15 protein-coding genes and 1 riboswitch are annotated in these 12,249 nt (G+C 33.1%); of the genes, 4 read left to right on the forward strand and 11 right to left on the reverse strand.

From position 1 onward, the window contains the following. Positions 1-168 precede the first annotated feature (168 nt). On the forward strand, positions 169-1,383 hold the full coding sequence (locus M4L39_RS10755; protein WP_277582028.1) for an FtsW/RodA/SpoVE family cell cycle protein: 1,215 nt from the start codon (positions 169-171) through the stop codon (positions 1,381-1,383). Between the two features lie 147 nt (positions 1,384-1,530). Here M4L39_RS10755 and M4L39_RS10760 read toward each other — a convergent pair whose 3' ends face one another. The 3 genes from M4L39_RS10760 to csoR all read right to left on the reverse strand — a co-directional run bounded on the left by M4L39_RS10760 (position 1,531) and on the right by csoR (position 2,406). After that, positions 1,531-1,671, reverse strand: a complete 141-nt coding sequence (locus M4L39_RS10760; protein ID WP_002507098.1) for an Lmo0850 family protein — start codon at positions 1,669-1,671, stop codon at positions 1,531-1,533. Between the two features lie 214 nt (positions 1,672-1,885). Continuing rightward, entirely contained in the window at positions 1,886-2,098 is a 213-nt protein-coding gene (csoZ, locus tag M4L39_RS10765; RefSeq protein WP_277582029.1) for a putative copper chaperone CsoZ, read from the reverse strand. A 14-nt stretch (positions 2,099-2,112) separates the two neighbouring features. Continuing rightward, positions 2,113-2,406, reverse strand: coding sequence for a copper-sensing transcriptional repressor CsoR (gene csoR, locus M4L39_RS10770; protein ID WP_277582030.1), 294 nt, complete (start codon positions 2,404-2,406; stop codon positions 2,113-2,115). Positions 2,407-2,549: 143 nt separating this feature from the next. Here csoR and cls point away from each other — a divergent pair, with 143 nt between their 5' ends. Together cls and M4L39_RS10780 are read left to right on the forward strand one after the other, a co-directional pair. Then, entirely contained in the window at positions 2,550-4,034 is a 1,485-nt protein-coding gene (cls, locus tag M4L39_RS10775) for a cardiolipin synthase (RefSeq protein WP_277582031.1), read from the forward strand. A 127-nt stretch (positions 4,035-4,161) separates the two neighbouring features. Next, positions 4,162-4,812, forward strand: a complete 651-nt coding sequence (locus tag M4L39_RS10780; RefSeq protein ID WP_277582032.1) for an HD domain-containing protein — start codon at positions 4,162-4,164, stop codon at positions 4,810-4,812. Between the two features lie 431 nt (positions 4,813-5,243). On the opposite strand, the gene yidC is transcribed toward M4L39_RS10780, so the two are convergent. The 7 genes from yidC to M4L39_RS10815 form a co-directional block, all read right to left on the reverse strand. Then, positions 5,244-6,113 (reverse strand): membrane protein insertase YidC, encoded by an 870-nt coding sequence (gene yidC / locus M4L39_RS10785; RefSeq protein WP_002507093.1) that lies wholly within the window; start codon positions 6,111-6,113, stop codon positions 5,244-5,246. An 87-nt stretch (positions 6,114-6,200) separates the two neighbouring features. After that, positions 6,201-6,839, reverse strand: a complete 639-nt coding sequence (gene thiE / locus M4L39_RS10790; RefSeq protein ID WP_277582033.1) for a thiamine phosphate synthase — start codon at positions 6,837-6,839, stop codon at positions 6,201-6,203. Beyond that, positions 6,839-7,630 carry a hydroxyethylthiazole kinase gene (thiM, locus tag M4L39_RS10795; protein ID WP_277582109.1) on the reverse strand — a complete coding sequence of 264 codons (792 nt, stop codon included), beginning with the start codon at positions 7,628-7,630 and terminating at the stop codon, positions 6,839-6,841. The genes thiE and thiM overlap by 1 nt, the downstream gene beginning before the upstream one ends. Next, the gene (gene thiD / locus M4L39_RS10800; protein WP_277582034.1) at positions 7,623-8,444 is read right to left on the reverse strand and encodes a bifunctional hydroxymethylpyrimidine kinase/phosphomethylpyrimidine kinase; all 822 of its coding nucleotides are present in this window, start codon (positions 8,442-8,444) and stop codon (positions 7,623-7,625) included. Before thiD ends, thiM begins: the two co-directional genes overlap by 8 nt. Beyond that, positions 8,437-9,126: a thiaminase II gene (gene tenA, locus M4L39_RS10805; RefSeq protein ID WP_277582035.1), complete on the reverse strand. Its 690-nt coding sequence runs from the start codon at positions 9,124-9,126 to the stop codon at positions 8,437-8,439. The genes thiD and tenA overlap by 8 nt, the downstream gene beginning before the upstream one ends. 77 nt (positions 9,127-9,203) lie before the next feature. Beyond that, a riboswitch (TPP riboswitch) is annotated at positions 9,204-9,303 on the reverse strand. A gap of 215 nt (positions 9,304-9,518) precedes the next feature. Further along, a complete protein-coding gene (locus M4L39_RS10810; protein ID WP_277582036.1) occupies positions 9,519-10,193 on the reverse strand; it encodes a transglycosylase family protein in 675 nt (224 codons plus the stop codon). Between the two features lie 483 nt (positions 10,194-10,676). Continuing rightward, positions 10,677-11,096, reverse strand: coding sequence for a single-stranded DNA-binding protein (locus tag M4L39_RS10815; protein ID WP_277582037.1), 420 nt, complete (start codon positions 11,094-11,096; stop codon positions 10,677-10,679). A gap of 190 nt (positions 11,097-11,286) precedes the next feature. On the opposite strand from M4L39_RS10815, the gene M4L39_RS10820 reads away from it, so the two are divergent. Continuing rightward, positions 11,287-11,727 carry a YwpF-like family protein gene (locus tag M4L39_RS10820; RefSeq protein WP_277582038.1) on the forward strand — a complete coding sequence of 147 codons (441 nt, stop codon included), beginning with the start codon at positions 11,287-11,289 and terminating at the stop codon, positions 11,725-11,727. Between the two features lie 64 nt (positions 11,728-11,791). On the opposite strand, the gene fabZ is transcribed toward M4L39_RS10820, so the two are convergent. Further along, a complete protein-coding gene (gene fabZ, locus M4L39_RS10825; protein ID WP_277582039.1) occupies positions 11,792-12,232 on the reverse strand; it encodes a 3-hydroxyacyl-ACP dehydratase FabZ in 441 nt (146 codons plus the stop codon). Between the last annotated feature and the right edge of the window lie 17 nt (positions 12,233-12,249).

Below are 12,249 nucleotides of genomic sequence, written 5' to 3' on the forward strand. Positions count from 1 at the left end.
TGGCACTTTATAATGGATTAAAAGTAATAACTTTAACTCATCAATATATGGTTATCTTATTATAATTTTTCAATTTGGCACCTACTTCTAGCAATATGTATTAAAGTTCGGTAAAATCTATATATATTACAAATTTACAGAAAACTAAGCTTTTCAAAGGAGTAAGAAATGAGTACTTCACGTCAATTAAAAAATAACCATTGGATACGGCGAGTCGACTGGACTTTAGTAGGCTTCCTTGTATTGTTAGCAATTATTAGTGTAACGATAATCAATTCAGCTATGGGTGGCGGCCAATATAGCGCCAACTTTGGCATTAGACAAGTCCTTTATTATGTCTTGGGTGGATTCATAGCATTTTTAATCATGTTAGTTTCACCTAAGAAACTAATGAAATATACATATTTACTGTACTTTCTTCTTTGTGCAGCTTTATTTGTATTAATCATTATTCCAGAAACACCGTTCACACCTATTATAAATGGTGCAAAGAGTTGGTATAAACTAGGCCCAATTAGCGTACAGCCTTCAGAATTCATGAAAATAGTGCTGATATTGGCGCTAGCTAAACTAATTTCAAAGCATAACCAGTTCACTTTCAATAAATCATTGGAAACAGATTTTAAATTACTAATGAAAATTTTTGGTCTTTCCCTTATTCCTATGGGGCTTATCTTATTGCAAAATGACTTAGGTACAACGCTCGTTATTTGTGCCATTATTGTCGGTGTAATTATAGTGAGTGGTATCACATGGAAGATAATTGCACCATTGTTTATTGCAGCATTTGTCTTAGCATCGAGTATCATCTTATCTATTATTTTCAAGCCATCACTTATAGAGAATAGTTTAGGCATTAAAACCTACCAACTCGGTCGTATTAGTTCATGGTTAGATCCTTATACTTATAGTAGTGGTGATGGCTATCATTTAACAGAATCACTTAAAGCTATTGGATCTGGTCAACTATTTGGTAAAGGATTCAATCAAGGTGAAGTATATATACCTGAAAACCATACTGATTTTATTTTCTCTGTTATCGGAGAAGAGTTTGGGTTCATTGGCTCAGTCGTTTTAATTCTAGTGTTCTTAGGATTAATGTTCCACTTAGTTAGACTTGCAACTAAAATAGAATCGCCATTTAGTAAATTATTTATCATAGGTTACACGGCACTTATTCTATTCCACGTATTACAAAATATCGGTATGACTATACAATTATTACCTATTACTGGTATTCCATTACCATTTATAAGCTACGGCGGTAGTTCCTTATGGAGTTTAATGTGTGGTATTGGTGTATTATTATCCATCTATTATCATCAACCAAAGCAATATTCACCTGACCTTCAAAAAACAAGATCAAGTACGAAGTCGTTTTAATTTCTACTTCTAACAAAAAGAACTGTTACAATCAATGAAATGATTGTAACAGTTCTTTTTCAATACCATTATTTAATAAAATAAATCCTCTATATAACAAAAAACGACTAGAGCACACTGCTCCAATCGTTTAGTTGGGTTACTTTACTATTTCAATTCGTTAGCGGCTTTCACAGTTGTCGGTAAAGTCTGCATAACTTCTAATCTTGATTTGGTTTTCTTTATGTTTACCCCTAATGATGATAATAGTTTAACTACATTTTGAATCTTTTCGTTATCTTTACTCATATCATCACCCCTAAATTACTTGCTTCTACTATATCTTACCCTATCTAATTACAAAATACTACATTATATTCAAAATTTTTTATTATAATCAAATATTTAGTCTATTTTATTGTATAATTACATCGTAAAAATAGTTTTTCTTTGTAAAATAAGTTTTTAAAAATAACAAATGTCACTAAAAAGTAAAAATACGTCCTGTTTTTAACGTTTCACTTTAATATAAAATTTCATACCCTAAATCATAAACTTCTTTTTCTAAATTATTTAAACTTGCAGGGGTTTCAAAATCAATGAAAATTTTGCCATTATTACTTTCTATATCTATGTTTACTTGATGCACACCGTGTAATTGCATAAGTCGTTGTTCCATATGTTTTTGTTGTATTTCATTTTCTATACCGGAAATATAAATGACTTTTGTTTCCACTACGTTCACCTTGCCTAATCTTTCATCAATTTTTGAAACGTAACCAATAGTTCTTCCATAGCTTCCTCTTGTTGTCCCTTTTCTACTTTATCCATAATACAACTTTTCATATGATGGTCTAGTAATTTAGTAGCAACACCATTTAAAGCAGATCGAGTAGCTCTAATTTGTGTGAGTACATCATCACAATAAACATCTTCATCTATCATGCGATTAATCGCTCTAACTTGTCCTTCTATACGATTTAATCTGGATTTTAAATTAGATTTAATTTGTTCTGAGTGATGCGCTTTTTGCATTTCAGCCATATATTACACGCCTCCTAGTAATTTAAATTATATGATATACCCCTACGCGGTATTAGTCAAATGATAAAACCTTATAATCATGTTACAATAATTAGGACTTTTATAGTATTTTAAATAACTGAAATGCATTTTGGAGGTTTAATATGATAGATATATTTTCTTTAACGTTTAACAATACAAACGTTATTCTTAACATCATTTTTCTTGGCGCATTTATATTAAACCTTGTCTTTGGCTTCACAATTATTTTTATGGAACGACGTTCGGCTGGCGCCGTGTGGGCATGGCTGTTAGTCTTAGTTTTCATCCCCATATTAGGCTTTATCATCTATCTACTGTTTGGGCGACAAATTCAGCGTAACCGTATCTTTACCTTAGATGAAGAAGATAAAATCGGCATTGAAATGATTGTTAATGAACAATTAGAAGCCTTAAAAAACGATGAATTTTCCAAAGGTAATCATCAAATTGTTAAGTTTAAAGATATGGTTCAAATGTTGTTATACAATAATGCTGCCTTTTTAACAACAGACAATGATATTGATATCTTTACAGATGGTAAAGAAAAGTTTGATGCACTTATTAAAGATATAAACGAGGCAAAGGATTATATTCATATCCAATACTATATCTTTAGAAATGACGACTTAGGTAAACGCATTTTAACAGCGCTCGAGCAAAAGCTTGAACAAGGATTAGAAGTGAAAATGCTTTATGATGACATGGGCTCACGTAGCCTATCACTTAAAGATTTTAAGTCATTTCGAAAAAAAGGTGGCAAAGTTGAAGCCTTTTTCCCTTCTAAATTGCCATTAATCAATTTAAGAGTGAACAATCGTAATCACCGAAAGTTAGTGATTATCGATGGACATATTGGTTACATCGGCGGTTTTAACGTTGGTGACGAATATTTAGGGTTAAAGAAAAAATTTGGTTACTGGAGAGATACACATTTACGAATCGTTGGCGATGCTGTCAATGCACTTCAATTACGTTTTATGCTTGATTGGAACGTTCAATCTACACGTGATAATTTGAAATATGCTGAACGTTATTTTCCTGATGTAGATTCTGGAGGTACAATTGGTATCCAAATCGCATCAAGCGGACCCGACGAAGAATGGGAACAAATAAAATATGGTTACTTGAAAATGATTACTTCTGCTAAACAATCTATTCATATTCAATCTCCTTATTTTATCCCAGATCAATCATTCTTAGACGCAGTAAAAATTGCAGCTTTAGGGGGCGTGGATGTCAATATCATGATTCCTAATAAACCTGACCATCCGTTTGTATATTGGGCTACTTATAATAACGTAGCATCACTTTTAGATGCAGGTGTAAATATTTTCCATTATGACAATGGCTTTTTACATTCAAAAATGCTGCTTATCGATGATGAAGTTGCAAGTGTGGGTACTACAAACATGGATCACCGTAGTTTTACTTTAAACTTTGAAATTAATGCTTTTATTTATGACACGTTCATAACGAAAGAACTTAAAGCCACTTTTGAAAATGATTTAGCCGTATCCTATCGATTAACAAAAGAGCTATATGGAAAGAGAAGTTTGTGGGTTAAATTTAAAGAAGGTATTGCAAGACTCTTATCACCTATTTTATAATTATTAAACTCGGTCTAAAGTAATCTATTAACATTAATATTACTTTGGACCTTCTTTATTATAAAATAGGCTGTGGTATTAACTCACTAACTTGTACAGCTTTATTTCTATGAAAAGAGGCGTTTCGATGAATCCGCAAGATATAGTCAATTCTGCGCAGACATATATGGAAGTATTTCATAAAGACGATGCAACTGGTCACGATATCGCTCATGTAATGCGTGTCGTCAAAATGGCAAAGTTCATTGCTCAACAAGAGCAAGTTGGGGATTTATTAATCATTCAACTTGCTAGTTTATTCCATGATACGGTTGACGCAAAACTTACCGATGCTGCCGAAGCAAAGCATAAATTAAAACAATTTTTGACTCAACTTCTGCTACCAGTACAACAACAAGAAGCTGTTTTGCATATTATTGAACATATGAGTTATAAAAATGGAGAAAATAATGATATTGCATTATCAATAGAAGGGCAAATTGTACGTGATGCTGATCGCCTCGATGCCATCGGTGCAATTGGCATTGCTCGTACTTTCCAATTTGCTGGCCATTTTGGAGAACCCATGTGGGCAGAAGGTGAAAACACCAGTACTTTAGCTAATGAAGCTATTGATAGCAATGCTTTCCCAGCTTCAGCTATTAAACATTTTCATGAAAAACTGTTTAAACTTAAAGCGTTGATGCATACACCAACCGCTAAACAACTTGCACAACAAAGGCACGAATATATGGAACTATTTGTAACTCAATTTTTTAATGAATGGTATTTCAAATAATACAAAAAAGCGGCCTAGTTTATAATTACGACGACTCAGAGTGTCGACAAAGTCTCCGACTTTGTCGGCATTTTTTGCACGCTTTCCACGGGCATCACCTCATCTTGTAGTCTTCAGCTGGTACTTTATTAACTAGTCAGAAGTCGACCCAAATCACTGCCATTTTAAATAATAATTAAATAAATCAGTCGTTCTAATTTATAGGTTCACTTTATATAAAGATAAACACAAATAAAAAATATATAATTCAATTAACGAAAAAGATTTCTTTCATTTCAAAGAGGATTTAAATACTGAACGAAGATTGGGTTAAGAAAACATACAATAAAAAAACAAACTAAATGCCTTTATAGCATCTAGTTTGTCTATGTTCGTCATATTTTATAACTACGACGACTTTTCATTACACATTTGTTTAGAATTTAAAATATTTATTTTTTCTTATTTTTCTTAGAAACGACTTGTGTATTTTTGCCTTTGCTCGCTGTTTCAGCTTTATTTTTCTCCATCGCTTCAATCATTGGTGCAACTTCTTTTTTAGCAAGTTTAGAATAATGCATATTCGCTACTTGTGTTTGTACAATCAAGAATGCGGCACTGACTGACCAATATAGACCTAATGCTGATGCAGAACTTAATGAAATCCACACAATCATAATTGGTGAAATAATCATCATCATATAACCCATTTGACGCTGTTCGTTTGGCATACTCTTACTTGAAACATAAGCTTGTAAGAAGTATAAGACACCTGCAATAATCGTAATCCAAATATCTGGTTGAGCTAAATTAAACCATAAGAAATCAGGGTGTTCAGTGAAACCACCACTTGAAGGATATTTCAATACGAAGAAAAGACCCATGATGATCGGCATTTGAAGTAAGATTGGTAAACAACCTAACATGCTCTTCATCGGATTCATATCATATTTCTTGTAAACTTCCATCATTTCTTGGTTCGCTGCCATTTTTTCTTCTTGCGTACGTGAACGCTTAACCTTTTCTTGAATTGCATCAATATCCGGTTTAGCAACTTTCATTTTTTCACGCATCATGTGACTGTTTTTATAATTTGATAACATGAATGGTAATAATATGATACGCATCGCTAATACAATGACAATAATTGCTAGTCCATAGTCGTTATTAAAACTAGTTCCTAACCAATGTATCAGACTGTCCATTGGATTTACGAACGTATTATAGAAAAACCCATCTCTATTTTCAGGTTTAGAATAGTCACAACCTGCTAAAAAGACCATTACACCTAATAATAAAGGGAGTAGCGCTTTCTTCTTCATTTTTCCACCTCTAATGATTTATTCACATAGAATTTATTTTATCATACTCAAAGGGAAGTAGAAAACAAAAAAAGAAATATTTATACATTATTCAACAGTTTGTAAAAATTGTCTTACTGATTCACTTATATTTTTACTTTTAGCAATAGCAGAAATAATTGATATACCATCTGCCCCAGCATGAATTATCGATGGTGCATTATCTAAATTAATACCGCCAATCGCAACAATTGGGAAATCATTAACGTAATTTCTTAATTTTGTAATCATTTCTGGGCCAACAGGCAAACTCGCGTCGTCTTTTGATATTGTAGCAAACATTGGTCCAACGCCTATATAATCAACATATTTCAAATCTGAATTTTGGAACTCCTCTACATTACCAACGCTCAGTCCAATGATTTTATTTTTAAATTCTTGTGCAAATTTATTTACTTCTAAATCATTTTGACCTACATGAATTCCATCTGCATCAATATCTTTAGCTAAACTCACATCATCATTTACTATAAAAGCTACACCGTATTGATGACACAACGAAAGTAATTGTTTTGCTAGCTTCACTTTATCATCGCCAGTTAACGCGGTCTCCCCTTTTTCTCTAAACTGAAATAAGGTTATACCTGCTTCTAAAGCTTTAGTTACAACCTCGATAATTGATTCGCCTTCTGGAACATCTTGTGTGCCACAAATAAAATAAAGTTTTAGAGTTCGTTTATCAAACATTATTGCACCTCTTGACTGTGTTTTAAATTCAAATAATCACGATATGTGACTTGATATAAAGCATTCATTAATTCAACCATAAATGCGCCTGGTCCTCGGTTATTCGAAAGTTTTTCTGCTTGTTCAGCAGCAATATTATATATAGAAACTGCTTCTACCAATTGATTTAATTGTGGTTGCTGCTTGGATTCTAAAAAGCTCGCTATCACAGCACCTAATAAACAGCCTGCACCTGTCACTTTTGCTAGCATAGGCGAGCCATTGGCAAGTTTCAAAATATTATCTTCATGTACTACAATATCTTCTTTACCTGTAATAACAATGGCTGTCTCAAATTGTTTACGGGCCTTTTCAGCAATATTCACAGCATCCAGATTCATAACGCTATCTGTACCTTTCATCTGTGTGTCATTATCAATCAGCGCTAAAATTTCTGATGCATTACCTTTGATAACTGCTACCTTCACTTCTTTTAAAAATGTCTTACAAAAATCTTTGCGGTATTGTGATGCACCTACAGCAACAGGGTCAAAGACGATTGGTGTTCCAATTTGATTCGCCGTCATAGCAATTTTTAAAATGTCTGCTTCTTTATCTTTAGTCAGCGTCCCAATATTGATAAGTAAAGCATTTGCGTGAGTTAACATATCCGACGCTTCCTCTGGTGCCTCACTCATTGCAGGACTCGCACCTAAACTTAATAAACCATTTGCTGTAAAATTTTTAACAACATCATTTGTATAACAAATAACTAAAGGGTTATTATTTCTGAGTGCTTCTAAATTATTCATCATCTAATCCTACCTCTTTCATATATGCAAAATGATTAACCGGCCCTCTACCTTGGCCAATTTCAGGCGTGTGTTTAATGCTTAAAGAAATGAACTGTTTTGCTTTTTTGACTGCTTCATATATTGTTTTACCTTTTGCTAATTCTGCAGCGATCACTGCAGAAAAAGTACATCCTGTACCATGCGTATGTTTTGTATCAAATCGAGGTTCTTCAAAAGTATATACATTTTCTTTAGTGAATAAATAATCTTTAGCGAAGTCTAAATCCTCAGAATGTCCACCTTTGATTACAACGCCTTTACTGCCAATCTCATTGATGAAAATGTTACCTGCTTTATAAATAGATGATTCATCTTGTATCGCTAAACCAGTTATTTCTTCTGCTTCAGGCAAATTTGGTGTTGCAACAGTAGCATAAGGTAACAAAATGTTTTGTAAGTCAGCTTTAGCATCTTCGTCCATCAATGAGTCACCACTTTTAGCTAACATTACAGGATCTATCACATAAGGAATATCCGGATATTTCCTTAAATAATATCGTATTAATTCCATCATTTCTTTTGAAGCAATCATGCCGGTTTTCAACGCATGAGGCAACTCATCATCAAAGATACTTTCTAATTGTTCAGACAACCAACTTGTTTCTAAGTTGTGAATATGTTGTACCCCTTTTGTGTTTTGCGCTACGATACTCGTAATCGCAGCCATACCATATACGCCACAAGCATGAAATGATTTTAAATCTGCCATGACACCTGCGCCGCCAGTTGGATCTGTACCTGCAATAGTTAAAGCAATTTTAGGTTTATTCATTGTTAACCCCTCCATATGGCCATTCTTCTTCAGTGAATGACATATTAAAAAATTTACGCTCATGAACTGTACTTTGTAAGAAACAATCTTTTATATCTGCTTTCTCTTGTTTCGTACAATTTTGTGTCAATTTATCCATTAAATTATCAAAAATGTGCACAAGTTCATCCATTTCGGTGCTGTAAAATTCAAACCATTTTGCCAAAATAGAATTGGTATTCAAAGTACGGTCTTGTAACGCTTGTTGTGCAATAACTTGATACACGTATGGACAAGGCGCCATGGCAGCAATTGTATATGCTGCATTTTCTTTAGCAAAAGCATTAAAATACATATGCTTAATATAATGATCACCACTTGGTGGCCAAACTTTTTCTTGTACTATTTCATTGTACGGTTCATTTACAAATTCAGCCAATATTTCGTGTGCCTTTACTTCTCCATCAACAATAAATTGTATCTGTTCAACTAAAAATTTCACATCTTCCATTTGCTCCATTTTAGGAATAAGTAATGCGTAAATATTAGCAAACTCTTTCAAATAAGATGCATCCGCTCTTAAATAAAATTTAGTCGCATGCTTTGATAAATGTCCTTGTAACATACCTTGTATAAACGGATCATTATATATGTCATCAATAATTGGTTTAGCATCTACTTTTAATTCTTCTGAAAATAACACGTTAAGTCCTCCTAAATATAAAAAACTACATTCCAAGTAAGAATGTAGTTAATTAATAGAAAGGCTAAGCAATTCAATTATAAATTAAACTACTTTCCTACGTTGGCATTAACCAAATCAGGTCGTAAGGGTCTGAACTTAATCATCTCAGCCATAAAGGCTCCCCTAGTAGATTTTCATATATTATTATTTAATTAAACATAACAAATGTAGTGTGCCATTGCAAAAGAACGTACTTCAAATAAAGCGTTTATGTTGTAAATATTATAGAGATTACACAGTAACCACAAACTGTGGTTGTATGAGTGGAAATCGTGGACAAAAAAATACCAACAAAGTCGGTGACTTTGTTGGCATGTGTCTATAGTATTTATATTTAATTACTGACTAAATTATGCAGTAACCCATTGTGAAGCGCCAACTTCATTGTAAAGTTTAACTGCTGCAGCATCTTGTACTGATTCAGGTGCTTCTGTTGGAGATACACCTTGGTAAGCTTCTGGAACTACTGAATCCCAAGTGCTTTGTAAGAATTGATATTTACCTGCTGCACCTGATGATGGATTAACAGCTTTAAGGTCGCCGCCTGATTCACGTTGAGCGATTGCTTGTAAATGAGAATTAACATTTACTGATGAACCACTTGAAGCTTCACTTGATTCTTTTGAAGTAGATTCTTGTTGTGGTTGTTGAGTTGTTTCAGTTTTTGGTGCTTCTTGTTGAGCTGGTTCTGCAGCTTGTTCTGCTGGTGCTGATTGTTGTGCTGGCTCAGCTGCTTGTTCTGCTGGTGCTTCTTGTTGTGCTGGTGCTTCTGCTGATCCTCCACCAAAGCTCCAGCTAAAGTTTGTACCATCTGATTCAAAGCTATAGTCTGTACCATTATAATTGAAATTTATGTCATAAGCGCCTTCTTGTACAGGTGCTTCATTTAATTGTTCTGAGTTTGATTGAGCTAATTGAGCTAATTCTGCTTTGTCTACGCCTTGTTCTGAAGCGTCAGCTGAATTTGCTGCTCCTGTTACGCCTAATCCTAGTGCTAAAGTTGATGCGATTACTGTTTTTTTCATTGTTAAAAAGTCCTCCTATAAGGTGATTAAATTATTTTATGATTAATTTGCAAGTACAACTATACCATTCAAAAAATCTTTGTAGGTTACAGTGAAATAAAAAAAACAGTCTTTTTTTTACAACCTAATTACATCGATGATACTCATTTTTCTGTATATTTAAGCATATAAACACTACCATGATAACCTTTTGCACCATTATCAACTCTATATCGCTGTAATATAAATGAAATTAATCTGATTATTCTGTATTATATAAATGCTATAAACCGCGTTTTCAAGATGTTTTGAGAATCGAAATTTACAGTAGTTTTACATTCATTAATTTTTTAGCCGTATACATGTATGGATATAATATGTAAAGCTATTCCTCTAGAATGGGCGTTATTAAGAGGAATAGCCTGAAAGAAGTATAATTGATAGTAGGATTTAATGTATATTAATTGGAATAGTTTAATGTGGGATAATTTTTAAGTGGGAGTCTTATACAATTTCGTATATATCATTTTCTTGAATATTAATTTCGTTGAATGATTCATAATCTTGCTCTAATGGGAATGACTCAAAAAGTTCGTTAGTTTCATTTTTAGTTCGTGGAGACATAAATTTAATCGTTTCGATATAAAGTTCTGATACAAAATGCGTCTGTCCTTCTTTTTCAAATTTACGTGATTGCATTTGTCCTGTAATACCTACAAGTGATCCTTGATTGATATACTTTTCAATATTGTCAGCAATTTTACCAAATGCTTTACAGTATAAATAATCACAGATCGTATTTTGCTCTTTATCTTTATAATTTCTATTAACAGCTACACAAAAGGTAGCTAACTTCTTCCCCTCCTTTTCATAAATTTTGGGATCTTTTGTTAATCGTCCTACAATGACGATGTTATTAATCATAGGTCACCTCCTTTGTATTTAAATCATAATTAAATTTGTAAATTGAGTCAAAAGTCATTTTTTCATAAACCAAAAAGTAAATTACTACTAATTTCTACTAATTTCACCTTTCTCTTTTAAAATTACGTTATAATGACTATATAAATGTAAATATAGTAGATTTTAAATTAATCAATTGGATGTGAGGACGATGAAAACATTTAAAGCCGTTCGATTTCAAATCGTATCAGAAAATGGCGGAGTTACTGAATATGAATTAGAAGATGGAGTCATTATAAATAAAGAAAATAGTGGTACTGGCTGGTTGCTTGAAATCGTCATTTCAGACTTCCATTATGAAACTATGAAACAGTATATGGACGATGAAGATCTCTTGGATATTCGTGTTGTCATTACACGTCCGGCTAATGACCCTGCGTTATTTGACGCAACGATTAAAAACATCAGCCAATTAGATGGCACTATTTCTGTAGTTTTTGAGTGTCACATCTATACTTTGAGACAAGTTTATGCAGAAAGCTTACTAGAACAGTTAATTGATGAAGGCTTAACTGGTGAAGAATTGAAAAAATCATTTAATCGAATGATGCAATCTAAACCTAGACTTAAAGATGAAAGATTCGAAAAGTAAATAATGAACAAAAAATCGCCTTAAGAATTTAGTGAAATTCACAAATCCTTAAGGCGATTTTTATTTATGCGTTATCTTGTATTGCAAATGTTAATTCACAACTGCATGCAAGTTGACCATCAACAGTTGCTTTCGCAGTCCCTTTTCCAATTGGTCCACGCATCTTCGTTATTTCAACTTCTAACTGTAAAGTGTCACCTGGTGTGACTTGTTTCTTAAAACGACATTTATCGATACCCGCAAATAATGCAAGTTTGCCTTTATTTGCATCACTATTTAAAATAGCTACCGCACCTGTTTGTGCTAAAGCTTCTGTAATTAATACGCCTGGCATAACTGCAAATTCAGGAAAATGCCCTTGGAAAAACGGCTCATTTCCAGAAACTTGTTTAATGGCAACACAACGCTTGCCCTCTTCATATTCAACCACACGATCAATTAATAAAAATGGCTGTCTGTGTGGAATAATGTCTTTAATTTGATTATAATCGAAAATTGTCTCCATAGTTTGCTTCCTCCAAA

It is taken from the genome of Staphylococcus equorum, from assembly GCF_029531845.1.
Taxonomy (GTDB): Bacteria; Bacillota; Bacilli; order Staphylococcales; family Staphylococcaceae; genus Staphylococcus; species Staphylococcus equorum_C.

What these genes read in the sequence shown, in the direction of transcription:
- M4L39_RS10755 (WP_277582028.1), top strand. Translation starts at nt 169, where the DNA reads ATGAGTACTTCACGTCAATTAAAAAATAACCATTGGATACGGCGAGTC.
- M4L39_RS10760 (WP_002507098.1), bottom strand. Translation starts at nt 1,671, where the DNA reads ATGAGTAAAGATAACGAAAAGATTCAAAATGTAGTTAAACTATTATCA.
- csoR (WP_277582030.1), bottom strand. Translation starts at nt 2,406, where the DNA reads ATGGCTGAAATGCAAAAAGCGCATCACTCAGAACAAATTAAATCTAAT.
- cls (WP_277582031.1), top strand. Translation starts at nt 2,550, where the DNA reads ATGATAGATATATTTTCTTTAACGTTTAACAATACAAACGTTATTCTT.
- M4L39_RS10780 (WP_277582032.1), top strand. Translation starts at nt 4,162, where the DNA reads ATGAATCCGCAAGATATAGTCAATTCTGCGCAGACATATATGGAAGTA.
- yidC (WP_002507093.1), bottom strand. Translation starts at nt 6,113, where the DNA reads ATGAAGAAGAAAGCGCTACTCCCTTTATTATTAGGTGTAATGGTCTTT.
- thiE (WP_277582033.1), bottom strand. Translation starts at nt 6,839, where the DNA reads ATGTTTGATAAACGAACTCTAAAACTTTATTTTATTTGTGGCACACAA.
- thiM (WP_277582109.1), bottom strand. Translation starts at nt 7,630, where the DNA reads ATGAATAATTTAGAAGCACTCAGAAATAATAACCCTTTAGTTATTTGT.
- thiD (WP_277582034.1), bottom strand. Translation starts at nt 8,444, where the DNA reads ATGAATAAACCTAAAATTGCTTTAACTATTGCAGGTACAGATCCAACT.
- M4L39_RS10810 (WP_277582036.1), bottom strand. Translation starts at nt 10,193, where the DNA reads ATGAAAAAAACAGTAATCGCATCAACTTTAGCACTAGGATTAGGCGTA.
- M4L39_RS10815 (WP_277582037.1), bottom strand. Translation starts at nt 11,096, where the DNA reads ATGATTAATAACATCGTCATTGTAGGACGATTAACAAAAGATCCCAAA.
- M4L39_RS10820 (WP_277582038.1), top strand. Translation starts at nt 11,287, where the DNA reads ATGAAAACATTTAAAGCCGTTCGATTTCAAATCGTATCAGAAAATGGC.
- fabZ (WP_277582039.1), bottom strand. Translation starts at nt 12,232, where the DNA reads ATGGAGACAATTTTCGATTATAATCAAATTAAAGACATTATTCCACAC.